This is a genomic window from Photobacterium pectinilyticum (assembly GCF_024357955.1).
In the GTDB taxonomy this organism is placed as follows: domain Bacteria; phylum Pseudomonadota; class Gammaproteobacteria; order Enterobacterales; family Vibrionaceae; genus Photobacterium; species Photobacterium pectinilyticum.
The window spans coordinates 37,278-61,955 of record NZ_JANEYT010000026.1; the positions used below are offsets into that span (position 1 = coordinate 37,278).

At 51.2% G+C, this 24,678-nt stretch carries 18 protein-coding genes and 1 pseudogene; 16 read left to right on the forward strand and 3 right to left on the reverse strand.

The features are described from left to right. The 4 genes from NHN17_RS12810 (at position 1) to NHN17_RS12825 (ending at position 3,161) form a co-directional block, all read left to right on the forward strand. Complete coding sequence (locus NHN17_RS12810; protein WP_255042953.1) at positions 1-957, forward strand: cobalamin biosynthesis family protein; 957 nt, start codon at positions 1-3, stop codon at positions 955-957. Further along, a complete protein-coding gene (btuF, locus tag NHN17_RS12815) occupies positions 958-1,782 on the forward strand; it encodes a vitamin B12 ABC transporter substrate-binding protein BtuF (RefSeq protein ID WP_255042954.1) in 825 nt (274 codons plus the stop codon). A gap of 120 nt (positions 1,783-1,902) precedes the next feature. Continuing rightward, positions 1,903-2,514, forward strand: coding sequence for a TRIC cation channel family protein (locus tag NHN17_RS12820; RefSeq protein WP_255042973.1), 612 nt, complete (start codon positions 1,903-1,905; stop codon positions 2,512-2,514). A 230-nt stretch (positions 2,515-2,744) separates the two neighbouring features. Next, positions 2,745-3,161 carry a VOC family protein gene (locus NHN17_RS12825; protein ID WP_255042955.1) on the forward strand — a complete coding sequence of 139 codons (417 nt, stop codon included), beginning with the start codon at positions 2,745-2,747 and terminating at the stop codon, positions 3,159-3,161. A 103-nt stretch (positions 3,162-3,264) separates the two neighbouring features. On the opposite strand, the gene tyrS is transcribed toward NHN17_RS12825, so the two are convergent. Further along, a complete protein-coding gene (gene tyrS, locus NHN17_RS12830; RefSeq protein WP_255042956.1) occupies positions 3,265-4,452 on the reverse strand; it encodes a tyrosine--tRNA ligase in 1,188 nt (395 codons plus the stop codon). A gap of 127 nt (positions 4,453-4,579) precedes the next feature. Between tyrS and shyC the strand changes: the two genes are divergently transcribed. Continuing rightward, entirely contained in the window at positions 4,580-5,899 is a 1,320-nt protein-coding gene (gene shyC / locus NHN17_RS12835; protein ID WP_255042957.1) for a peptidoglycan DD-endopeptidase ShyC, read from the forward strand. Between the two features lie 114 nt (positions 5,900-6,013). Here the strand turns inward: shyC and erpA are convergent, their stop codons facing one another. Continuing rightward, positions 6,014-6,355 (reverse strand): iron-sulfur cluster insertion protein ErpA, encoded by a 342-nt coding sequence (gene erpA / locus NHN17_RS12840; protein ID WP_107350759.1) that lies wholly within the window; start codon positions 6,353-6,355, stop codon positions 6,014-6,016. 59 nt (positions 6,356-6,414) lie between these two features. After that, on the reverse strand, positions 6,415-7,818 hold the full coding sequence (clcA, locus tag NHN17_RS12845; RefSeq protein ID WP_255042958.1) for a H(+)/Cl(-) exchange transporter ClcA: 1,404 nt from the start codon (positions 7,816-7,818) through the stop codon (positions 6,415-6,417). A gap of 280 nt (positions 7,819-8,098) precedes the next feature. On the opposite strand from clcA, the gene hemL reads away from it, so the two are divergent. The 11 genes and pseudogenes from hemL (at position 8,099) to NHN17_RS12900 (ending at position 24,673) form a co-directional block, all read left to right on the forward strand. Beyond that, positions 8,099-9,397: a glutamate-1-semialdehyde 2,1-aminomutase gene (gene hemL, locus NHN17_RS12850; protein ID WP_255042959.1), complete on the forward strand. Its 1,299-nt coding sequence runs from the start codon at positions 8,099-8,101 to the stop codon at positions 9,395-9,397. A gap of 322 nt (positions 9,398-9,719) precedes the next feature. Then, a complete protein-coding gene (locus NHN17_RS12855) occupies positions 9,720-10,805 on the forward strand; it encodes an AI-2E family transporter (protein ID WP_255042960.1) in 1,086 nt (361 codons plus the stop codon). A gap of 101 nt (positions 10,806-10,906) precedes the next feature. Continuing rightward, on the forward strand, positions 10,907-11,926 hold the full coding sequence (gene rsmC / locus NHN17_RS12860; protein ID WP_255042961.1) for a 16S rRNA (guanine(1207)-N(2))-methyltransferase RsmC: 1,020 nt from the start codon (positions 10,907-10,909) through the stop codon (positions 11,924-11,926). 308 nt (positions 11,927-12,234) lie between these two features. Continuing rightward, the gene (locus tag NHN17_RS12865; RefSeq protein WP_255042962.1) at positions 12,235-15,627 is read left to right on the forward strand and encodes a hybrid sensor histidine kinase/response regulator; all 3,393 of its coding nucleotides are present in this window, start codon (positions 12,235-12,237) and stop codon (positions 15,625-15,627) included. Between the two features lie 607 nt (positions 15,628-16,234). After that, entirely contained in the window at positions 16,235-17,914 is a 1,680-nt protein-coding gene (locus NHN17_RS12870; RefSeq protein WP_255042963.1) for an ABC transporter substrate-binding protein, read from the forward strand. Positions 17,915-18,047: 133 nt separating this feature from the next. Beyond that, positions 18,048-19,034, forward strand: coding sequence for an ABC transporter permease (locus NHN17_RS12875; RefSeq protein ID WP_255042964.1), 987 nt, complete (start codon positions 18,048-18,050; stop codon positions 19,032-19,034). Positions 19,035-19,036: 2 nt separating this feature from the next. Continuing rightward, entirely contained in the window at positions 19,037-20,059 is a 1,023-nt protein-coding gene (locus NHN17_RS12880; RefSeq protein WP_255042965.1) for an ABC transporter permease, read from the forward strand. Then, positions 20,059-21,030 (forward strand): ABC transporter ATP-binding protein, encoded by a 972-nt coding sequence (locus NHN17_RS12885; RefSeq protein WP_255042966.1) that lies wholly within the window; start codon positions 20,059-20,061, stop codon positions 21,028-21,030. The genes NHN17_RS12880 and NHN17_RS12885 overlap by 1 nt, the downstream gene beginning before the upstream one ends. A gap of 22 nt (positions 21,031-21,052) precedes the next feature. Continuing rightward, positions 21,053-22,048: an ABC transporter ATP-binding protein gene (locus tag NHN17_RS12890; protein WP_255042967.1), complete on the forward strand. Its 996-nt coding sequence runs from the start codon at positions 21,053-21,055 to the stop codon at positions 22,046-22,048. Positions 22,049-22,058: 10 nt separating this feature from the next. Further along, entirely contained in the window at positions 22,059-23,792 is a 1,734-nt protein-coding gene (locus tag NHN17_RS12895) for a glycoside hydrolase family 9 protein (protein WP_255042968.1), read from the forward strand. A gap of 4 nt (positions 23,793-23,796) precedes the next feature. Continuing rightward, positions 23,797-24,673: pseudogene (locus NHN17_RS12900) on the forward strand (glucosamine kinase nucleotide-binding domain-containing protein). Positions 24,674-24,678: the final 5 nt, after the last annotated feature.

Genomic DNA, 24,678 nt, shown 5'->3' on the forward strand with positions numbered 1-24,678 from the left:
ATGACCGACGCCATTGCACTTATCGCCGGTAACAGCACCCTACTCGCTTTGTGGGGTGCACTGGCATTGCAATGGCTCTTTCCGATTCCCTCACAGCTCAGCCCATTGCAAATCTGGCGCCAGCTTGCTTTAACTCTTGCCAGCAAAGTCAATAAACCTAGTGATGCCCCGCAACAAAAGCGCTTGTCTGGCCTGCTCTCTTGGTCGCTGCTATGGCTGACCGTGTTGATTGTCCTTATTTGCCTTTACCAGTTGGTCTGGATAGATGTCACTTTCCACTTATTATTGCTGTGGGTTGCTCTGGACTGGCGCAATATGCATAAGTTCAGCAAACAGTTTGTCCACGCCTATAGCCGAGAGGACAAGCTGCAATGCCGGGCGCTGCTTGACTCCAAATTAAACCGCTATACCGGCAACCTGTCATTGCTAGGGCTGGGTAAAGCCGGCGCCGAAACCTTGTTGGTAGGATACGGGCGCTTGGTCATTGGCGTCTTGTTCTGGTACGCCCTGGCAGGCGGGATCGGGGCTATCTTGTATCGCTTAGCCGTCGAACTAAGCCGCTGCTGGTCCCCCAGCAGGCAGCAGTTCCGCCATTTTGGCCAACCGGCTACCACAGCCCTTGCCATACTGGATATTGTTCCACTTCGCCTATTTGCGCTATTTCTGATGATTGGCCACAACGGGAGAGTGGCATTGCGGGGGCTCAGACAACAGGGGGAAAGCTGGCAACTTCCCGGCCCAGGCTGGCTATTAGCGGCGACTGGCCACAAACTGTCGCTGTCACTGGGTGGCCCGGTTATTTATGATCAGATAAAAATGGAGCGGCCCAAACTGGGTGGCAAAATAGCCCCAGCAGCATTGCACCTGAGTCAAATTGATCGCCTCGCTAACCAGCGACTATGGATCTGGATTTCCGTCCAAAGCCTGCTATTGCTAATGCTACAAGGAGCTGTTTAAGTGCGATTAGCTGTTTTCTGTCTACTGTTAATTCCGGCCTTCCTCACAGCGGCCCAGCCCGTAAAAACCATCATCAGCCTGTCGCCACACACGACCGAGATGGCCTATGCTGCGGGGCTGGGTGATAAGCTCATCGCTGCCAGCGACTACAGTGACTATCCGGAAGCCGCCAGGTCCCTCGAACGAGTGGCCAACTATCGCGGTATCAAAATGGAGCGGATCGTCACCCTGCAGCCGGATCTGATCTTGGCCTGGAAAGGGGGAAACCCTACCCGCGAAATGACCAGGCTGGAACAGCTGGGCTTCAAAGTATTCTATTCCGACCCCAAGTCACTAGAAGATATTGCCAGCACCCTAGAACAGTTGGGGCAATATGCCGATTCACCCAAGCAGGCCCAGCTCAATGCCAATGACTTCCGCCAACGGCTAAACACTCTGCGTTTAGCGTATCAGAAAAAAAACACAGTCAGCTATTTCTACCAGCTCAGCAACAACCCGATGATCACCATAGCGGGTGACAACTGGCCAAGCCAAGTATTTGCCGTCTGTGGCGGGTCAAACATCTTTGCCAACAGTGCCGCAGCCTATCCGCAGATCTCAACCGAGCAGGTCATTGTCCGCCAGCCGGAGGTAATCTTCGGCACCTCGCATGCCGCAGCCGATCCTTCAGTATGGGACAATTGGCGCCAACAGTTACCCGCCGTTGAAAAACAGCACATTTTTACGGTTACATCAGACTGGCTGAACCGGCCAACTCCCCGGACAATTATGGCTGCCGAGGAGATCTGCCAGTACCTAGATCAGGTACGACAGAGCCGCTTGTAACACGCTATCAACAATCAATGTGAGTCACCTCACAAAGCGGTATCAGCGAGTTGTCAGCCAGTTTATTCGTCGTACAATCTGCGCGATCACCCTATATTCTCTGACTCAGCAGGTATCATGATGCTCATTTATGTTCTCGATATGTTCGGAACGGCCGTATTTGCCGCCTCGGGCGTATTACTGGCAGGCAGACTCCGGATGGACCCGTTCGGGGTCGTGGTGCTGGCCAGCGTCACCGCAATCGGCGGGGGGACTATCCGCGATATGGCTCTGGGGGCCACGCCTGTTTTCTGGATCACCGATACCAACTACCTCTGGGTGATTTTCATTACCTGCTTGATCAGCATGCTGGCAATTCGCCGTCCACGACAGATGCCGTGGTGGATATTGCCAGTATCCGATGCCATCGGCCTTGCGGTATTTGTAGCGATTGGTGTCGAGAAGGCACTGCGCTTCGGTGCGACACCGATGGTCGCGGTGATCATGGGCGTCATGACTGGTTGTGGCGGCGGGGTGATCCGCGATGTACTGGCCAGGGAGATCCCAATGGTATTGCGAACCGAGGTGTATGCCACTGCCTGTATCCTCGGCGGGATTATCCACACTGTGTCCCTGTCAGCAAATGTCGACAGTGCGGTTGCAACCCTAGCAGGCATTATCACCACGCTGACGATCCGCCTGGCAGCGATACGCTGGCACCTTTCACTGCCAACCTTCGCCATAAGGCATTGATATAAATAGAAACATCAAGTTAAATAGCTTATGCAATTTCACAAAAACCGTCACTCTGGCGGTTTTTTTTGCCTGATCACAATGAATCAAACCATTAAGTAAGAAAATAACTTTACTTACCCAGAGGGCGAGCTACATTTAAATAAGCAAAAAACTTTATTTAACAAAGGCCTTATTTAACAAAGGCCTTATTTAACAAAGGCCTTATTTAACGAAAAGCCGAGGTGCCTATGCTCCCCTATGTAGAACATGCCAATATTACCGTCGGTAATATAGACCGCACTGTCGAATTTATCCAAACCGCCCTACCGTCATTCGCCATCCGCCATTGCGGCCAAGGCGATCTCTACCGCTGGTGCCATATCGGTACCGAACTAAGCTACCTTGCCCTGCAGGAAGTTGTCGAACGAGAGTCAGTCGATCGCACACCGTACCGAGACAGTGGCATTAATCATATTGGTTTGGTGACTGATGATATCGAAAGTGTCAAAGCACGCTTACTGGCCGCCGGGTATAAAGAAAATGAGATGGAGACGTCGCACCCTTGGCGAAAGCGCATTTATTTTTGGGATCCCAATGGGATAGAGTGGGAGTTCATTGAATACCTGAGCCAGGATGACACTCAGCGTAACGACTATAGCATATAGGCTATTGGCTATTGGCTATTGGCTATTGGCTATTGGCTATTGGCAGTTTGATCAAAAAAGGCGCCTGAGGCGCCTTTTTAATATGGGTTCGTGTAGACCTTGATTACTTCAGGGTTACACGGGCAAACTTACGCTTACCAACCTGGTAAACCGCAGTACCAGCCGCTGGAACCAGCTTGGTATCTTCAACCTTGTCGCCATCGATTTTCGCTGCACCCTGACGGATCATACGCATCGCATCAGACGTGGAGTTAACCAAGCCCGCATCTTTCAACAGGTTACCAATTGCAATACCAGCTTCGAATTCGAACTCTGGCATTTCCTCTGGCATCGCACCTTTCTGGAAACGGTTGATGAACTCTTGCTCGGCAGCATCAGCATCAGCTTCGCTGTGGAAGCGGGCAATGATTTCTTTCGCCAGCAAGATCTTCACATCACGTGGGTTCTTGCCACTAGCAATATCCGCTTGGAACTGGTCAATTTCTGCCAGCGGGCGGAAAGACAGACATTCGAAATAGTTCCACATCAGATCATCAGAAATCGACATGATTTTACCGAACATCTCGCTAGGTACATCCGTCACACCAATGTAGTTATGTGCTGACTTGGACATCTTTTTAACGCCATCCAGACCCACCAATAGTGGCATGGTCAGAACAACTTGCGGCTTTTGGCCATTGGCTTTCTGCAGCTCACGACCCATCAGCAGGTTGAACTTCTGATCAGTACCACCCAGCTCAACATCGGTCTCCATCGCGACGGAGTCATAGCCCTGAAGCAATGGGTACATGAACTCGTGAATCGCAATAGGACGGCCTTCGTTGTAGCGCTTTTTGAAGTCATCACGCTCAAGCATACGGGCAACAGTTTGGTTTGCAGCCAGACGGATCATACCTTCCGCGCCTAGCTCAGACAGCCAGCTCGAGTTAAATTCAATCTTGGTCTTGGCCGGATCCAAAATTTTGAATACCTGCTCTTTGTAAGTTTCAGCGTTACGCAGAACGTCTTCGCGAGTTAGCGGTGGGCGGGTAGTATTTTTGCCTGTTGGATCACCTACCATACCGGTGAAGTCACCGATCAGGAACGTGACATCATGGCCTAGCTCCTGGAACGTGCGCAGTTTATTCAGGATCACGGTGTGACCCAAGTGAATATCCGGTGCAGTTGGATCGGCACCCAGTTTGATTCGTAGAGGACGGTTCTCTTTCAGCTTGGCAATCAGCTCCTCTTCCGGAATCAACTCATCCACACCACGCTTAATCTCAGCTAAAGCTTGTTCAATGCTGGCCATTCTTGTTCGCTCCCACAGAATTGGCAAAAAAGTAATAATCCTCAATCTTACTTGAATAGCGATGTTATTTGAAACCAGTTAGACTAAGGGTTGTCTTATTTTTTACGAAATAGCAAAAAAACACCACATGCAAGTACCGATACTCCGCCAGTTGCCAAAGATGCACCAAACTCTTATCACCGTGATCAGCGCGCTGCTCGTGGTGTTACTATTATGGCCGAGTTCAGAAAGCAGCGGCCACCCCGAGCGAAAATTCGAAATAGGTAAACTCTACCCGCTCGAGATCTCCCTCGATACTAATCAGCTGCGACCTATGGCGAGCGACGAAAAGCCAGCTATCCCGGCACTGAGATGGAAAGAGCACGAAGTGCAGTCTGGCGAAAGCCTCGCGGTGGTATTTAATAAGGTTGGCCTGTCTCCAGCGACACTTTACCACTTGGTCAATGCCGACGAGGGCACAAAGAGCTTAACGACCCTACGTCCGGGCGACAAACTGCGTTTCGGTTTTGACGAAGACAACCAGCTCGTTCAGCTGATCCAGCCGAAAAGTGCGACCGATAGCTTGGTGATCACCCGCACCGCTGACACCTTCTACTCGAATAAAGAGAGCAAGGACGTCGACCTACAGATCAATTTTGCTCAGGCCGTGATCACTTCCAGCTTCTGGAATGCCGCCGACAAAGCCGGGCTAACCGCCAACCAAATAATGGAAATTGCCGGGATCTTCGGCTGGGATATCGACTTTGCCTTGGACATACGCTCCGGTGATACTTTCTCGGTACTCTTTGAAGAGCGCTTAGTTGAAGGTGAACCAATTGGCCGGGGCAACATTCTGGCTGCGACCTTCACCAACCTAGGTCAAACATTCACAGCGATTCGCAGCGAAGACGGTCAGTACTATAACGAAAAAGGACAGGCAATGCGCAAGGCCTTCCTACGCTCGCCAATCAATTTCCGTTACGTCAGTTCGAACTTCAACCCTAATCGTCTCCATCCGGTAACCGGGCAAGTTCGCGCCCACCGCGGTACTGACTACGTCGCCCCGGTCGGCACCCCGATTTGGGCGGCAGGCGATGGGGTGGTGATGCAATCGAGCTACAACAAATTCAATGGTAACTATGTATTCATCCGCCATAGCTCTACCTACATCACCAAGTACCTGCACCTGACCAAACGTAAAGTCAAAACCGGCCAGCGTGTCAAGCAGGGACAAACCATCGGTACCTTGGGCAGTACCGGCCGCGTGACTGGTGCCCACCTGCATTATGAATTCTTGGTCAACGGTGTACACAAAAATCCGAGAACGGTAAAACTGCCTCAGGCCCGCTCACTGAGCGGCAAGGAAAAGTCCCAATTCCAGAAATTTGCCAAAGAACGTATGGCGCAGCTGAACCACTTCAGCCAGTTTATTGCCGACAACAGTCCGCTGCTAGGCAACCGCACCTAACCGGTTGTGGCTGAGATCCACATTACCCAATAAAAAAAACCGCTCCAATAGGAGCGGCTTTCTAATCGCCATTTTTCAGCTATTACTCAAGCAGCATTACTGCTTCAAGCGCAATTAAACGCTGAACGATGCACCGCAACCACAAGTGGTTGTCGCGTTCGGGTTGTTCACGAAGAAACGGGAACCTTCCAGCCCTTCCGTGTAATCAACCGTGCCACCGATCAGGTACTGCAGGCTCATCGGGTCAACAACCAGTGTGACTCCGCTATTTTCAATCGTGGTATCGCCTTCATTGACTTTTTCGTCAAATGTGAAGCCGTATTGGAAACCACTGCAACCACCGCCGGTGATGTAAACACGCAGCTTCAGCTCCGGGTTTTCTTCCTCGGCAATAAGCGCTTTCACTTTATTTGCTGCAACATCGGAAAAACTCAGCGGCAGATTAGCATCGCTCATTTAAAACCTCTCAATACTTTCGGTTATGCCCGCCATTATCTAATACCTGACTATCTCGTTCAAGTATTGACCACCGTAGACTGCTCTCGTTGAGCCTTTTTTTCCTTTTCTATAGTCCGATGCAGAAGTTGGGAGTAAATGGGTTGACCACCCAATACCTGTGCCAGCATCGTTGCCCCAAGGGTCGTAATAATTAATGGCAAGATCAAATCGTAGTTATTGGTCATTTCGATCACCAACAAAATCCCGGTGATAGGGGCCCGGACGGTAGCGGCAAACAACGCGCCCATGCCGGCAATCGCAAACATACCCGGCTGAAGACCGAGATCCGGAAATAAATGCTGGGCGATAGCGCCAAAGAAAGTACCAAACAAGGTGCCCAAAGCTAGCATCGGAGCGAAGATCCCACCGGGCGCCCCAGAGCCAAAACACAGCAACGTGGTTGCCACTCGAGCCAGAAATAGAATCAACAGTACACTGATCCCGTACTCACCATTTGTCGCACTGGGGATCAAGCTGATCCCTCCTCCGGTCAACTCCGGGACATAAAGCAACAGTAAACCGAATGTTCCGCCGAGCAAGGTACCGGTTAGTAAATAGCGGCGACGATCATTACAATGGATACGGGCAAACATATCTTGGCTCAGGGTGATTAGCTTATTGAAAGTCACACCGAAAATGCCGAAGGCCATCCCGAGCAACAAAAACAACCACAGCGAACGCAGCAACGGTGCATCGTATTGCGGCATGGTGATCACAGCTTGCTGGCCAGAAATACTGCGGAACACAATATTGGCCACAATGGCCGAGATCATCACACACTTAATCGAAATCAGACTGTAGCGAAATTGCGGCCGCATTTCCTCAACCACGAACATAATGGCAGCCAACGGTGCATTGAACGCCGCGGCCAGGCCGCCTGCGGCGCCCGAGGCCAATAGTGCATGGCGGCCTTCTTTATCTTTAAGTCGGAATAAGTCTGACACCATCCGACCTATGTTCCCCCCCATCTGTACCGATGGCCCTTCCCGGCCCAGCACCATACCCGAACCCAGCGCCCCCAGACCACCAATGAACTTAACCGGTAATACCCGCCACCAGCGTACCGGCCGAATGTCATCCATCGCCCCTTCGATCTCCGGGATCCCCGATCCTGCCGCCTCCGGCGCAAACCGGTGGACAAGGAAATAGCCCACCAAAGCCAGTAGGGCGCTGATCAGAAACGCTGACAACCACAGCGGCAGCATACCGCTGATCTCATGGCGCAGCCATTCTGTGCGCTGCTCCGACACCCAGTGCACCGCAATTTCAAACAAGGTCGATAATAAGCCCGCCCCCAGCCCCACCAGCGCAGAAAGGAAAAGGACGGATACAGGGGTTTTGTCACGCGATAAAAAGCGCCGTACCAGCCCGCTAGGTTGCAGTCTTTCAGGCGCAGGAGTACCTTGGTTTTTCTCTGTCATCAAAAATGCCGTAATCGTGAAATCATCCCGGAGCCGGGGGAGCGTTAGAAAGGGGCGCTCTAAAATATGGGGAAGGCGCCTCAAACTAGCATAGCTGACCGATTGTTTTTTTTACATATTCAATGTTGGAAACTAGCTTTGCAGTGATGCACAGCACTTTTATCCCCCCACCAGCCTTGCGCCAGATCAGAGTTCCTGCGCCACCAATTGAAAGCCCTACAGAGCCTAGGTACAATGCCGACAGTTCAAATAGGACAACCTTCAATAACAGGACATCATAATGAGCAAGTCAGCTGATTTATTTGCCAAAGCACAACAGACCATCCCGGGTGGCGTTAACTCACCGGTTCGTGCCTTTGCAGGGGTAGGCGGCAGCCCGCTATTTATCGAGCGCGCAGACGGCGCCTATATCTTCGATGCCGATGGCAAAGCCTATATTGACTATGTTGGCTCATGGGGTCCGATGATTCTTGGTCATAACCATGTCGCGATCCGCGATGCGGTGATCAAGGCAGCACAGCAAGGCCTGAGCTTTGGTGCGCCAACCGAGATGGAAATCACCATGGCAGAGATGGTGTCCCAACTAGTTCCATCTATGGAAATGGTTCGTATGGTGAGCTCGGGTACCGAAGCAACCATGAGCGCCATCCGTCTGGCCCGTGGCTTCACCAACCGCGATAAGATCATCAAGTTCGAAGGTTGCTACCACGGCCACGCAGACTGCCTATTGGTAAAAGCAGGCTCTGGTGCGCTGACACTGGGCCAGCCAAGCTCTCCAGGTGTACCGGCTGATTTTGCCAAGCACACCCTGACTTGTACCTTCAACAACCTAGACTCAGTACGCGAAGCTTTTGTCGAGAATCCAGAACAAATCGCTTGTATCATTGTTGAACCAGTCGCTGGCAACATGAACTGTATCCCACCGGTACCGGGTTTCCTTGAAGGCCTACGTGAGATCTGTGACGAGTTTGGCGCGCTATTGATCCTTGATGAAGTGATGACGGGCTTCCGTGTTTCACACGGCGGTGCCCAGGGTTACTACAACATCAAACCGGACCTAACCACGCTGGGTAAAGTCATCGGCGGCGGTATGCCAGTCGGTGCTTTCGGCGGACGTCGTGAAGTGATGAAATATGTCGCCCCGACAGGCCCGGTTTACCAAGCGGGTACACTGTCTGGTAACCCTGTTGCTATGGCTGCAGGTCACGCCTGCCTAACCGTTCTAACTCAAGAAGGCCATGAACAACAGCTTGCCAACACCACCCAGCGCCTAGCGGAAGGCTTCCAGGCACTTGCTGACAAATACGGTATCCCGCTGAACACCAATCAAGTGGGTGCGATGTTCGGTTTCTTCTTTACCGATCAGGACGCAGTGAACTGCTATGACGATGTAGCCAAATGTGATGTCGAGCGTTTCAAACGTTTCTTTAACCTGATGCTGGAAAAAGGTGTTTACCTAGCCCCATCAGCATTCGAAGCCTGCTTCACTTCCCTAGCCCACGGTGACAAGGAAATTGAAGCTACGCTAAGTGCAGCTGAGTATGCCTTCAAGACCTTGGCAGAAGAAGCTGCTGCGTAATTCACAGTAAGCATAAATACTGCCAGCGACCATAGACACAAGCCGCTTTCTGAGCGGCTTGTTGCTTCCTCGACAATGGCTACTGCCAAAAGAATAATGTTAGCAGTATCAGTGCCAGCAACACCCAAGCAGCGAATGGAGCCCGCCGTTTTTTCTTGGTCTCACAGCCACAATCACAACACCCCATAAACACGCTTCCCCGCTTGTAAAATCAGACAGATATTATCACCAATGTGATTGCTATACAGGCAATGTGGTGCAATCATAATACCCAAACTGCAACAACAACAGCCCCACTAAAACAATCAAAAAGGGATATACAGTGCCCAAACCATTCAAAATTGAATCGCGCCACTGGATGCTTGTCGCCGCGTTGGCTATGGCCGCCTACGCCAGTTATACATTGATAGAACCCTATATCGGCCCTATCGTGATGGCTTTTATTATTTCACTGCTTTATTACCCACTGCATGAAAAGCTGGACAGGGTGATGCCTCGATCCCCCAACCTGTCATCGGTACTGTCTTGTACCTTGCTGACTTTTATCATCGTGATCCCAATGCTGGTGGTATTCAGCTCAATCATCCATCAGGGCACCACCTTTTCCAAGGAAAGCTATACGTGGCTGACCTCCGGTGGCGTTCAGGAAGTCTTGGCCCATCCCTATGTGGTCAAGTTACTTACCCTTGTTGAAAAATACTCACCGTTCGAGCCGGTCGATACCCAGGTAATGGTCCAGAAAATAGCAGCAGCCTCATCAAAGTTTGGCGCCCAATTGCTCAATGTCAGCGCCCGCTTACTAGGTGATGCCACCAATTTCCTGATCAACTTTATGCTGATGCTGTTTGTCTTGTTCTTCCTGCTCCGCGACCATGACAAGATAGTTCAGACTATCCGCCATGTACTGCCACTGTCACGCAGCCAGGAAGATGCAGTACTCAATGAAGTCGAGCAAGTGGCCAAGTCCGCGGTATTAGGCTCTTTCCTAACCGCCCTTGCCCAAGGCTTTGCCGGTGGTTTCGCCATGTGGATGGCGGGCTTCCAGGGGTTATTCTGGGGTTCGATGATGGCTTTCGCCTCGTTGATCCCTGTGGTCGGCACCGCGCTGATCTGGCTACCGGCCAGTATTTACCTACTGCTAATAGGTCAGTGGGAGTGGGCTGTATTCCTGATTGGCTGGGGCGCCATCGTGGTTGGCTCAATCGACAATTTCCTGCGCCCACTACTGATGCAGGGCAGCTCAGGCATGAGTACACTGTTGATCTTTTTCTCGATCATTGGAGGTTTGCATATGTTTGGTTTAATCGGTCTGATCTACGGTCCGATCATCTTTGCCGTCACCTTGGTACTGTTCAAGCTCTATGAGGCCGAATTCCAAGACTTCCTGCACAACCAAGACCAGCACTAACCTATTTGGCTGGGGCGATAGCCCCAGCTCGCTTTTCTTATGAGTGAATTTGTGGAACAATTCGCGCCCCAACACTGCTTTCATCCATTCTTGAGGTCGTTATGTCATACAGTGCTGCCAGTCAGGTTGCTGCCCGCCAATTGGAATTTTTTGAAAACCGCAAGGTTTTGGTGGCCGGCGAGCTAGCCGACACTTTTCCCGTCGAGCTATCGCAAACCGCCTCGTCGGTAACGATCTTCACCACCAATTTCGGCTACGCCCGCCGCATGTCAGCTCACACTGCCATTCGAACCGTTTTCGGTGCAGAGTTCAGCGACGATGCCGACATCGACATGATCCTATTGTATTGGCCGAAAGCCAAAGCCGAAGCCGAATACCTGCTGGCCATGTTGTTGGCAAAGTTTGGGCCGGAAACTGAAATCTGTGTGGTGGGCGAAAATCGCAGTGGTGTTCGTAGTATCGAAAAGATGTTCGCTTCATATGGTGCGGTAACCAAGTATGACTCGGCTCGCCGCTGCAGCTTTTACTGGGGACGGTGTGAACAAGCGCCATCAACATTCGAAATTAAAGATTGGTTCCGCAGCTATCCGCTGTCAATTGCAGGCACCGAACTAACCATCCGCTCGCTGCCGGGCGTATTCAGCCACGGTGAATTTGACCAGGGCTCAAAGCTATTGCTGGAAACCCTGCCGTCACTGCGTGGCCGCGTTCTGGACTTCGGTTGTGGTGCCGGGGTCATTGGTGCCGTGATGAAAACAAAGAACCCGTCTATCGAGCTGGAACTGTGTGATATCAGCGCCCTGGCCATTGCGTCAGCCGAGGAGACCTTCCGGGTCAACCAGCTCGAAGCGACCTTTACTGCAACTGACGTTTTTGCAGCGCTGAAAGGCCCTTACGACTATTTGATCAGCAACCCGCCGTTCCATGCCGGGCTGAAGACCTTCTATGCGGCCACCGAAGACTTTATCGCCAAGGCACCACAGTACCTTCGCCAAGATGGTCAATTGATCATTGTTGCCAACAGCTTCCTCCGTTACCCGCCGCTTATCGAAGAAAGTTTGGGTAACTGCGAAACAACAGCTAAAAACAACAAGTTCAGCATTTACGCCGCAAAAAAATAACCGACTAAGGCCGGGGCTTCCCCCGGCCATTGACCACATTAACTTACACACCTGTATATTTAGGACAATAACCACCCCATTTCTGACGTCATAAACGTCAAATCTGTGTGTCGGAACACGCTTCCACATCCACTTTCTTGCCTCTAAAAAAAAACACAGTATAACTGGCAGTTATGGTGTTCAATCCGCACTAGCGACCCGTTAATTTTGTCAATTACCGGTAAAGCACCAACATCCAGTTCAACATCTATATATCAAGGGCATACCTTGATTGCAGCTTTGTATCACAAGTAATTTCAGGCACCGGAATGCAGCAGAGTACCCGTTTCAAGCGGCTCAAACACACCTTGATGCTGGCTTTTTTAGTATTGAGTATTACCCCGTTAATACTGTCGGCCCTATTCTTTCTCCATTCACATACCAAAGATCTGGCCGAACAAAGTACCAACCACCTTGCCTCCCTTCTCGACAATAAAAAGAAACAGCTCAACAACTTCTTTGTTGCTCGGGAATCTGAGGTACAAAGCTTTGCCCGCTCAGAGCTGGCCAACGCCAGTGGTGGTCGCTTTTATGGCCTCGTCGGCGCCTACCACCAGCTCGGGGACATCTCGGAAGTTCTAGACACTACAGGCAGAAGCCGATACTACACCGAAACTCTGGCCAACAAATCACTCGGCGAGCAAAGTACCGGCAACTATGTCGGCCACGAACGCTACCGGCTGATGTACAAGCGCTACAACTGGGCTTACGAAGAATACCTAAAGCGCTCCAATTTCAGTGATATTCTACTGGTCGACATCAACGGCAACATTGTCTATGCAGCCAACAACCCGGATATCTTCGGTATCAATCTGCCTCAGGCTTCGCAAACCTATCCGGCGCTGAGTCAGACATTTTCAGCGATCCAGCAAAAAACTGAACGCGCCCAAGACATGGCCGACCAAGTACCAGTGGCCTTTACTGATTTCAGCCCAGCACAAGGTGAAGAAACTCTCTCAGCCTGGTTCGCCGCTCCAATCATCCAGCAGGGCTATTTGCACAGCTACGTGTTGTTCAAGTTAAGCAACCAGTCAATCCAAGACTTCCTCAGCGATACCGGCAATAATTCCTATTCGGTACAAACCCTTCTGGTTGGCCAAGATCACCATTCCCGACTACCTACCTCCGATGACGACCCTGCGTCTTTCTCCAGTAACAGTATCAACCGGGCTCTCGAAGGAGACAGCGGGGTCGGTAGCTTTGCCAACTTCAATGGTGTACCAGTCCTTAGTGCCTTTGCCCCGCTTACCATTTTGGATAGCCCATGGGCACTGGTCGTCGAACTGCCCGAGGAAGAAGCGTTTGCCAGGATCCGTCAGCTGGAGGTCATTTTCTTTGTCGCCATGCTAACGGCTATCGTGCTGGTGATCATCGCCTCGCATTGGCTGTCGAATTCCATCACAGCTCCCCTGCTCCGGTTAACCTGGGCAGCTGAACAAGTCTCGGCCGGGGATATGGATCAAAAAATCGAAGGGACCGAGCGTTATGACGAAATAGGTCGTCTGGCGGTAAGCTTCGCCCGGATGCAGTCATCCGTCAGGGAAAAAATGAGCCTGATCCGCCAACAAAACAATGAGCTGGAGCAAAACCTCCAAATCATCCAGCAAAAAAACAAAGAGCTGCAAACCGCCGATAAGCTCAAAGATGAATTCCTGGCCACCACCTCACACGAACTGCGCACCCCGCTGCATGGCATGGTGGGTATCGCAGAATCACTGCTGGCAGGGGCCAACGGCCCGGTCCAGCACTCACAACGCCGGCAGCTTGAAATCATGATCAACAGCGGCCAGCGGTTGACTAACTTGGTCGATGACCTGCTCGACTACCACAAGATGCGATACGGAGATCTTGATATCCAGAAGCAAGCGGTGGATGTCGCCTCTGCCGCCAGGCTGGTACTTGAACTCTCGAGCCACCTGCTTGGCAGCAAACCGGTTCGGATCATCAATCAAATCCCCAATGATTTGCCGTTGGTACAAGGGGATGAGCAGCGAATGGAGCAAGTCCTCTATAACTTGGTCGGTAATGCCATCAAATATACCTCTGAAGGAAAAATCATCCTGTCTGCGACTATGCTGGAGTCCCAGATCCGGATTCAGGTAGTTGATACCGGCCAAGGGATCCCTGCCGAACAGCTAGAGCATATTTTCGAGCCGCTGATCCAAGCCAACACCCAATCAGGCAACTACCGCCAAGGCTCAGGCCTGGGCCTTTCGATCAGCCGCCAGCTTATTGCACTAATGGGTGGACGGCTTTATGTCAGTAGCCAACCGATGATTGGCACCACATTCAGCTTCACACTGAACCTAGCATCCGACAGCGATATTGCCAGCAAAGAAGTGTCCAATCGCAACAACCACTTCCAAATCCCATCACCAGAAACATACGCCTGCGAGCTGGAAGAGATAGAAGAGAGCCCTGATGGCGATCTACTCCTCATTGTCGACGATGAGCCAGTGAACCTGCAGGTTCTCCATAACTTTCTCCGCCTGGAAGGATACCGGGTGATCACCGCAGAAAGTGGCCCGCAAGCCCTGACGCTAGTTGAAAGCCACCAACCGGCATTGATGCTGCTGGATATCATGATGCCCGAAATGTCAGGCTACGAGGTCTGTGAGCAACTGCGGCAGCGCTACAGTATGCTGGAGCTGCCGATCATTATGCTCTCGGCGCTTGGACAAGTGCAGGATAGGATCCGCGGATTTGAATCCGGGGCTAATGACTACCTGACCAAACCCTTCAACAAAGAAGAGCTGACCGCCCGTATTGGTGCCCACCTCAAGGCAGGACAAACCGAGCGACAACAACTAGAGAACCAACGTCTTGCTGAAGAGATCGAGCGTAGGGAACAAGTGGAGAATAGCCTATTGGAAACCCAGAACCGCCTACTTGGCTTGCTTGAGTCCTCCAATGAAGCCATTCTCTGCGTTCAAAGTGGAGGGCGTATTCGCTATGCTAACACCGCTGCTGGCAAGCTTTTCAATCGCTCTCCGGAGCAAGTGGAACGCCACCATATCGAAGATATTCTGGCCACCCACCTCCCCCAGGATATCAGCCGAAGCCACCACTTCCATGGCAGCTTGATGTTCAAGGTTGGCGACAGCCTAATATCACTTGATACCGATGTCATTAACCTGCCAGAAGAGTCGGGACTGCAGCGGATGTTTATCTTTGATAATCAGGGCCAAACCAGCAGCCACCGAATAGAAGTGCTCGAAAATGCCGTCGACGTCCTGTCAGGCTTTGCTTTCAACCGCAATAAGGATAATTTACAAAAGCTACGCCACCTCGGTGACGAGTTCTGCTCACTGGCCGATAAGCTGGAAGGCAATAACAACGGCAAGAGCAAGAATGACGCCTTGCGTGAATTGTTAGTCGAAATCATGAAGGTAACCCTGGCACAGTGGGAAGAGTCAACCCAGAAAACCAAGTTTGAACTGGCTGAAGAAAGTGGCCTGTGGCGGGTATACCTCGACCGCAGCACCCTGCAAACCCGCACATTAGATAAATACCTGCACTTGGAAACACTACCGAAAACGCCGCGCTGGCGAACCGTGCTCAGTACCATTGACTTTGTCTTGGAGCGCAGCCCTCGCAATACCGCTGCTTATAAAGACCTGCTGACAATGAAAGAGCAACTGCAGCATATCATCAACCAGTAGTAATACCTGAACGTGTAAAGCCTGCCTCGGGCAGGCTTTTTTTTGCCTCAAATTATCCCTCTAAAAACGCAAAAAAAGCGATATTCAGCGGTGATACACTGGCCAAAAACTCCGCAAAAATCGCCTTAGGCCAGGCTAACCCCCCCTGTTTTACCGAAAATTTTCGGTTTATGAGAAGGTTATCACAACAAACTCAACCCATAAATTTTCCGCACGTAATTAAGGGGGGATTTTAACTCCGTTACATAACCCATCGAAATTTAAACATGTAAGCACCTGATTTAAAGCAATTAAATAATAATGAATAAATTTATCAGTATGAAACGCCGATAGGTAATTTGCGATCTTAAGCACACGTAATAGATAGGCAAGCGTTAGATCACAGTCCGTTATTAACGTTTTTTACGGAAGATTAAACGAATTTAACGTTTTTGACGGGCAGCCTGATTGACCGTTTTGCCAATCAGGAGTTTCCTTAAGGCACACAGAGCCTGCAAGGCCATTTGTTCGAGTGCGTTACTCAGCTTGAATAAAGCAGGTTCTTCCTCCCCGTAGGTACGGGTTTTTGTCCATAAGTGAAACTAAAAGCAAAGAGTAAGGAACAGCTATGCTTGCCAATATAAAGAAAACTCAGTTAGCGCTAGCCGTTGTCGCAGCCGCGTCAACCATGTTAGCCGCCCCGATGGTGACTGCTGCAGAGCGCAGTGAACTAACCATTGTTTCTAAATTCTATCCAACTTTTGTACGTAACTTTAACCCTTACCTACAGACTCAATTGGACACCTCCTATGACTTCTTGTTCGAGCCATTGGTGGTATTTAATGAGCTAAAAGGTAACGAACCTGTTATGCGTTTAGCGAAAGACTATTACATGTCTGACGACCTGATGCAGGTGACCTTTGAAATTCGTGATGGCGTAAAATGGTCTGACGGCAAAACGTTCTCTGCTAAAGATGTTGCATATAGCTTTGAATTGCTGAAAAAGAACCCAGAGCTAGACCGCACGGGTATCAATGCCCGCCTGAAAGACGTCGAAGCGAAAGGCAACAAGGTGATCTTCAGTCTGGCAGAAGCTAACTCCAACGTTCCTTACTTGATTTCCAAAGTAGCGATCGTTCCACAGCACATCTGGAGCAAAGTAGAGGATCCAACGCGCTTCACCAACGAGAACCCTGTAGGTACCGGTCCGTTTACTGAAATTGACACCTTCACACCTCAACTATACACCCAGTGCCGCAACCCTAACTACTGGGATAACGATAACCTAGAGGTTGACTGCCTACGCGTACCACAGGTTGGCGGTAACGATCAGTTCCTTGGTCAAGTACTGAGCGGCCAGTTTGACTGGACATACGCTTTCATTCCAGATGTCGACAGCACATACGCAGCAGCAAGCCCAGATAACAAGTACTGGTATCCTGCCGGCGGTTCGCAAGCATTCGTGATGAACTACAATTCGCCAAAAGAAGGCAACCACGAAGCAATCAACAACATTGATTTCCGCCGTGCCTTCTCTATGGCTATCGACCGTGAAACTATCATCGATATCGCCTTCTACGGCGGCGGTGTTGTGAACGACTACGCGTCAGGTCTAGGCCAGGCATTTGCTTCATGGTCTGATAACGCTGTGTACGAAAAGTACAAGCCATACATGACCTACAATGTCGCCAATGCTAAAGCACTACTCAAAAAAGCAGGCTTCAAAGATACCAATGGCGACGGCTTTGTCGAAACGCCGACAGGCAAGAACATCGAACTATCGATTCAGTCACCAAACGGCTGGACAGATTTCAACAATACGGTTCAGTTAAGTGTTGAAATGCTGCAAGAAGTGGGTATCAAGGTCAAGGCAAGCACACCTGATTTCTCTGTTTACAACCAAGCAATGCTAGATGCAACGTATGATGTCGCATACACCAACTACTTCCACGGTGCGGATCCTTACACATACTGGGATAGTGGTTACCACTCTCGTTTCCAGGCAAACGAAGGCATGCCTCGCTTCGCCCTGCACTACTGGAATAACGAGAAACTGGATAACCTGCTAGCTGGATTCTACAAAACAGCTGACCGCGACGAGCAGGTGAAGATGGCTCACGCTATCCAGAAGATCATTGCCGAGAATCAGGTAACGATCCCAGTGATGTCAGGAGCTTACACCTCTCAGTACAACACAGCACGCTTTACCGGTTGGTGGAACGAGAGCAATCCGAAAGGACGTCCAATGCCAATCACCAACACCCAAGAGCGTTTACTGCAAGTGCTTGACCTAAAACCTAAATCGTAATTTCCGCAATTTGCGGTGCGCACCTTGCGCACCGCCCCTTCAACCTTCCCCTTAGAAATAACGATGGCCAGTGGTCAGGGAAGAGTGTGTCTGAAATCTGGTTGAAGAAGCTGGATATTTTAAGGTGTGAGTTATGGGATTTTTTGTACGAAGACTTAGTTTTTATTTTATTGCGCTCCTGTTCGCAATAACAATTAACTTTATCATTCCCCGGGCAATGCCGGGTGATCCGGTCACCATGATGTTTGCCAATGCGGCAGTTCAAGTGACCCCTGAACGTATTGCTGCCATGAAAGAGCTATTGGGCTTTGTCGACGGCCCGATGTACCAGCAGTACTTTATCTACGTCAAAGGTATCCTGTCATGGGACTTAGGGATATCAATCCAAACCTACCCGCAGACCGTTAACGAAATGCTGGGCAATGCCGTTGGCTGGTCGCTGTTCCTAGCCGGTACCGCTGTGATCTTAGCTTTCTGTCTAGGTTCAACATTGGGAATTTTTGCAGCCTGGAAGCGCGGCAGCAAATACGACGCCTTCATTTCACCGGGTATGTTGGTTGTACAGGCAGTGCCGCCCGTAGTCGTTGCCATGTTGGTACTCTACACCTTTGCGATCGGGACCAAATGGTTCCCGTCGACTTACGCCTATACCCCAGGAAGAACGCCTGACTGGACCAGTTGGGACTTCTACTTAGATGTGGGTTACCACGCCGTGCTTCCACTGTTCTGTGCCACGATCATCCAGATTGGCGGCTTCCTGATCAATATGCGTAACAACATGATCAACCTGCTAAATGAAGACTATATCACGATGGCAAAAGGTAAGGGCCTGAGTGAAAACCGCATAGTCTTCAAGTACGCTGCCCGGAACGCCATGCTGCCAAGTGTCACCGCCCTGTCGATGGCTATCGGTATGGCCATTGGCGGACAGCTGATCATCGAAATGATCTTCAACTACCCAGGCCTTGGCACCGTATTGCTAAACGCTATTAATCAACGCGACTATCAAGTACTGCAAGGCCAGCTGCTGATCATGACTATGTTCATGCTGTTCTTCAACTTTATGGCCGACATTCTTATTGTTGCTCTGGATCCGCGCCTGCGTAAGGGAGGCAAATAATCATGAAAGGACTCATCAAGCTACTTTCCAGTAATACTAAGGCCCTGTTTGGCCTGATCGTTATCGCTACCTTTCTTTTTGGTGCGATATTTGCCCCGGTCATCACTGAGTATGCGCCGGACAAGCGCACCGGTAACCCGCACGAATACCCTGCTTTTGTCGTAAAGGCAGCCCAAAATAACCCTGACGGCTGGGTTGCCACAAACCTGGCTGACAGCAAACGTACCCTGCGCATGTCAAAGGATGCGGACCACGTCCTCGGCACAACCCGTATGGGCCGTGATGTCTGGTCGCAGGTGGTTTACGGTGCCCGTACCTCACTCGCCGTAGGCTTCGGTGCCGGTATTATGGTGTGCTTTTTAGCAACCGTCATTGGGGTTTCTGCTGGTTACTTCGGTGGCCGGGTCGATGACATCCTGTCGGCAGCTATGAACATCATGTTGGTGATCCCCCAGCTACCGCTGCTGTTCGTGATTGCCGCCTTTATTGGCCAAGCCGGACCGCTGACTATCGCCATAGTGATCGGGATGACCTCATGGGCATGGGGTGCCCGTGTCGTCAGGGCGCAGACACTCTCCTTGCGTGAAAAAGAATTCGTCAAGGCTGCAGAAGTGCTGGGGGAGTCTTCAGCTCGCATTATCTTTGTCGAAATTCTTCCGAACCTGATTTCCATTGTCGGTGCAAGCTTCATCGGTTCCGTCATGCTCGCCATTATGATGGAGGCTACGCTGTCGTTTCTTGGCCTTGGCAACCCGAACTCCATCAGCTGGGGCATCATGCTCTACAACGTACAAACCTCGTCATCCATGCTAGTCGGCGCTTGGTGGGAACTATTGGCACCGTGTCTGGCCCTGACATTCATTGCTATCGGCCTAGCAATGCTGAACTTCGCCGTTGATGAAATCGCCAACCCGCAGCTGCGCTCGCACAAAGGCATGCGCCGTTGGAAAAACATGGCAAAAGAAAATCAGAAAGCTGAGGCAACTATCACACCTCAGCCTGCCCTTGAAGGGGGAGAGAAGTAATGAGCAACCCACAAATTTCTATCCGCAACCTGTGTGTTGACTACATTACCGATGCCGGTGATGTACGCGCAGTAAACAACGTCAGCTTTGATATCGGCAAAGGCGAAATCTTTGGCCTGGCAGGCGAATCGGGCTGTGGTAAATCCACCGTTGCCTTCTCCTTGATGCGCCTGCATAAGCCGCCAGCATTCATTACCGGTGGCGAGGTTATCTTCGACGGTCATGGCGACATTCTGAAATTCAACGAAGCGCAGATGTCCGCCTTCCGCTGGAGTGAGATCTCGATGGTGTTTCAGAGTGCGATGAACGCCCTGAACCCGGTCCTAACGCTGGAAGAGCAGTTCTGTGATGTGATCATGCGCCATACCGCTATGACCCGCCAGCAGGCAGTTCGCCGAGCAGAAGGTCTATTGGAAATCGTGGACATTCACCCAAGCCGATTGCGTGACTTCCCGCACCAGTTCTCCGGTGGTATGCGCCAACGCCTGGTCATAGCCATTGCTTTGGCTCTGAATCCGAAGATGATCATTATGGATGAGCCGACCACGGCCCTCGATGTGGTGGTACAGCGTGAGATCCTGCAGAAGATCTACGCCCTGAAAGAAGAGTTTGGCTTTTCCATCCTGTTCATTACCCATGATCTGTCGTTGATGGTCGAGTTCTCCGATCGTATCGGCATCATGTATTCCGGTGAGTTGGTTGAGGTCGCGCCATCCAAGCAGATCCTCGAAGACCCTTTCCATCCTTATACCGAAGGACTGGGGAGCTCTTTCCCTCCACTGACCGGACCAAAACCCCGCCTGAAAGGGATCCCAGGCAACCCGCTCAACTTATTGGAAGTTCCTACTGGATGTCGCTTCCAGGCCCGCTGCAGCAAGGCCCATGATGCCTGTTTCAGTCAAGCGACTCAGCTCCGTCAGCTGGAACCCAGCCGTTTTAGTAACTGCCACCTATTTAACAAAAGCAGTTAGAAATTAAGGAATAGGAAGCATTATGAGCAAACCAACCGGACAACCAATTATTGAAGGGAAGAACCTGATCAAGGACTTCTCGGTTAACAGCAACTCGCTAAAAAAATCCATGATGCGTGCCATCAACGACGTGTCATTCAAAATGTATAAAAGCCGCGGTTTGGCCGTCGTCGGGGAATCTGGCTCGGGCAAGTCGACCACGGCCAAGATGATAGCCAAGATGTACGCCCCAACTGGCGGTAAAATCGAGTACTACGGGCGCGATATAGCTACCATTGAGAAAAAAGCCGATCTCATGCAGTACCGCCAAGGGATCCAGATGGTATGGCAAGACCCATTCGGCTCGTTGAACCCAACACATACCATTTTCCACCATGTTGCCCGTCCTCTGCTGATCCATAACAAGGTCAGCAAAGGCAACAAAAAGGAGCTGGAAGAAAGGGTCTACGATCTGCTCGAACAGGTCGGTCTGATCCCACCAAAGGAAACGGCGGCGAAATACCCGCACCAGCTTTCCGGAGGCCAACGCCAGCGCGTTAACTTAGCAAGGAATATTGCCGTCGGTGCCGAAGTTGTGCTGGCTGACGAACCGACTTCCATGCTGGATGTCTCTATCCGCGCCGGCGTCCTCAACCTGATGGAAGAAATGAAGTTCGAACGTGAGATGGCACTGCTGTATATCACCCACGATATCGCAACAGCCCGCTATATCGCCGAAGATCTGGCCGTCATGTATGTCGGTCATATGGTCGAGTGGGGAGACACAGAAGAAATCATCCACGATCCGCAGCACCCTTATACCCAGTTGTTAGTGTCCGCCGTACCAGATCCAAAGAAATCGATCCACGAAAAGCTTAAAGGCAACAAAGGGGAAATTCCTCTATGGACACCAGAGAGTCTTGGCTGCCCATTTGCCGGCCGCTGCACACATGCAACAGACAAGTGCCGCGAACAGCTACCCGGGATCACCCAACTCTCCGACAACCACTTCGTACGTTGTTACCTGTACGAGAATTGATGGAGGAAACATGCAGCTGTTAATTAATCATTTAGGCTACGAGCAATATGGCCACAAGCAGGCGGTTATCCAATCGGCATCAGCGATTGATGTCTTGCATGCCGAACTGTTATGTCGTCGCAGCCACCAGCCTATTATGCAGCTGCCTCTTGAGACCTGTGGTCCGGTCGATCAATGGCATACAGGACTCACCTACACAGTCGATTTCTCCGCACTCACCGAGTGTGGGAAATACCAACTACGTGTCGGTGAAAACTTGTCTGAACCATTTGCTATCGCCGAGGGGCTATTGATGACTCGCACCTTCAGCGATGTCCTGCACTATTTTAAATCCCAACGCTGTGGCGGTAAGTTTGATCTTGCTGACCAAGCGATTCCGCTACTGGGCACCGACACCCGGGTCGATGTCCGTGGTGGCTGGTATGATGCTTCAGGCGATGTTAGCAAGTACCTCAGCCACCTCTCTTTCAGCAACTATTTTAACCCCCAGCAAATCCCTATGGTGGTCTGGAATATGCTGACCGCCTTCGACGCCTTGTCCGAGGAACCAGCATTTTCCGCTTTCACCCGCACTCGCCTACTGGAAGAAGCCCTACATGGCGCCGATTTTCTGATGAATATGCAATCTGAACGAGGCTTCTTCTATACCACGGTATTCGATAAATGGAGCAAGCAAACCGACCAACGTGAGATTTGTAGCTATGCCCATCAAAGCGGTAACAAAACGACTGACTACCAAGCAGGCTTCCGCCAAGGAGCAGGCGTAGCCATAGCCGCTCTAGCCGCTGCTTGCCGGATCCTACAAGGCCCTGCCGCATCACAAATCGGTTATCCTGCGGTTAACAGCGCCCGCTACCTCACGGCAGCCGAACATGGCTATTGGCACCTGATCGAATGCAACCAACAATACCTCGATGACGGCTGTGAAAATATCATTGATGAATATTGTGCTCTGCTGGCGGCGGTAGAGTTATTCCGTGCCACCGACAATAGCGACTTCCTCAAGCAAGCTCGCCTGTGGGCCGACAAGCTGGCCCAGCGTCAACACAGCGATTCGCAGCAAAATCATTATTGGTCCGCCAACGGTGATGGCTCTCGCCCCTACTTTCACGCGGCTGAAGCCGGGTTACCGGTGATCAGCCTACTTCATTACTTGGCGGTTGAGCCGGAAGCAAAACGCCAACAAGCATTGAGCTGTGTGGTTGCCAATGCCGTCGCATTCGAATTAGATATTACCCATGAAGTCACCAACCCCTTTGGCTATCCGCGCCAGTACACCAAGCCACTGGATGGCAGTAAAGCGTCAGCATTTTTCATTCCCCACCACAACGAGACTGGCTACTGGTGGCAGGGTGAAAATGCCCGCTTGGCTTCCCTTGCCAGCATGGCATTCCTCGCTGCGGGCAACGCCGCATGCCAGTCACTGCGACCACAATTAAAAGCCTATGGCCAGCAATTGCTGGATTGGCTGCTGGGCTTAAATCCTTTTGACATATCGATGCTTGATGGTCATGGCCGCAACAACCCGGACTACCTACCGGAGCAGGGTTTCTTCAATGCCCGTGGTGGGGTATGCAACGGTATCACTTCGGGATTTGACAACGAACATGACATCGCATTCAACCCAGCCCCTCAACATCAGGGTATATTGCAAAACTGGCGTTGGGGAGAACAATGGATTCCTCATGCAGCTTGGTATTTGTTGGCCGTAGCGCTGCAGTATAAGGAGCGACACAATGACTAATTCAATTCTCTATTTCGTCGGGGTCGACGGTGGGGGTACCTCTTGCCGTGCCAGGATCACAGACAACAACGGCCACGTATTGGGCGAGGCCAAAACGGGCAGTGCCAATATCATGCTTGGTGCCAAGCTCGCCATGGCCTCCATCGTCGATGCTATTGCCACTGCCGCAGCTTCGGCTGGGCTGGGTAAAGACAGCTTCTCATCCATGTCCGTCGGCCTGGCCCTTGCCGGTGCCGAACAGCAATCGGCTTGGTATGAATTCATGTCGCTATCGCATCCGTTTGCGACCGTTACCCTCAATACTGATGCCTACGGGGCCTGCCTTGGTGCTTGGGGAGGAGAGGACGGTGCCATTCTCATCGCCGGTACGGGATCATGCGGGATCCTACTCAAAGACAATGAGCAACATGTGGTTGGCGGCCGCGAGTTTCCTATTTCAGATCAAGGTGGTGGTGCCGTAATGGGGCTTCGCCTGATCCAGCAGACCCTGCTGGCACATGATGGACTCCGTCCAATCACACCACTGGCTGAGCATGTGATTAGCCATTTCAATCAAGATATCGATTCAATCGTCAGCTGGTCAAAAACAGCCCGCCCTTGTGATTACGGGCAGTTTTCATCCACTATTTTTTTCACATGCTTATCAAGGAGATACACTCGGCATCGAGCTACTCAATCAAACAGCATCCGATATTGAAATGTGGATGAAGGCCCTCACCAACCGTGGTGCCGAAAAAATTTGCCTGATGGGCAGCATTGCCGAGCGGATCACACCTTGGCTGATCCCCCCTTTGCAACAGCGTATCACCGCTCCTCTGGGTGATGCTATGGATGGTGCGCTGGCAATGGCCCGCGCTAACCACAACCTTTACCCTTTGTGAGGTTG

Bases quoted from the DNA above. Each gene is read 5' to 3' on its own strand.
- NHN17_RS12885 (WP_255042966.1), top strand. From the start codon at position 20,059: ATGAGCAACCCACAAATTTCTATCCGCAACCTGTGTGTTGACTACATT.
- erpA (WP_107350759.1), bottom strand. From the start codon at position 6,355: ATGAGCGATGCTAATCTGCCGCTGAGTTTTTCCGATGTTGCAGCAAAT.
- NHN17_RS12895 (WP_255042968.1), top strand. From the start codon at position 22,059: ATGCAGCTGTTAATTAATCATTTAGGCTACGAGCAATATGGCCACAAG.
- hemL (WP_255042959.1), top strand. From the start codon at position 8,099: ATGAGCAAGTCAGCTGATTTATTTGCCAAAGCACAACAGACCATCCCG.
- NHN17_RS12890 (WP_255042967.1), top strand. From the start codon at position 21,053: ATGAGCAAACCAACCGGACAACCAATTATTGAAGGGAAGAACCTGATC.
- rsmC (WP_255042961.1), top strand. From the start codon at position 10,907: ATGTCATACAGTGCTGCCAGTCAGGTTGCTGCCCGCCAATTGGAATTT.
- NHN17_RS12825 (WP_255042955.1), top strand. From the start codon at position 2,745: ATGCTCCCCTATGTAGAACATGCCAATATTACCGTCGGTAATATAGAC.
- NHN17_RS12820 (WP_255042973.1), top strand. From the start codon at position 1,903: ATGCTCATTTATGTTCTCGATATGTTCGGAACGGCCGTATTTGCCGCC.
- NHN17_RS12875 (WP_255042964.1), top strand. From the start codon at position 18,048: ATGGGATTTTTTGTACGAAGACTTAGTTTTTATTTTATTGCGCTCCTG.
- tyrS (WP_255042956.1), bottom strand. From the start codon at position 4,452: ATGGCCAGCATTGAACAAGCTTTAGCTGAGATTAAGCGTGGTGTGGAT.
- clcA (WP_255042958.1), bottom strand. From the start codon at position 7,818: ATGACAGAGAAAAACCAAGGTACTCCTGCGCCTGAAAGACTGCAACCT.
- shyC (WP_255042957.1), top strand. From the start codon at position 4,580: ATGCAAGTACCGATACTCCGCCAGTTGCCAAAGATGCACCAAACTCTT.
- NHN17_RS12870 (WP_255042963.1), top strand. From the start codon at position 16,235: ATGCTTGCCAATATAAAGAAAACTCAGTTAGCGCTAGCCGTTGTCGCA.
- NHN17_RS12810 (WP_255042953.1), top strand. From the start codon at position 1: ATGACCGACGCCATTGCACTTATCGCCGGTAACAGCACCCTACTCGCT.
- NHN17_RS12865 (WP_255042962.1), top strand. From the start codon at position 12,235: ATGCAGCAGAGTACCCGTTTCAAGCGGCTCAAACACACCTTGATGCTG.
- NHN17_RS12880 (WP_255042965.1), top strand. From the start codon at position 19,037: ATGAAAGGACTCATCAAGCTACTTTCCAGTAATACTAAGGCCCTGTTT.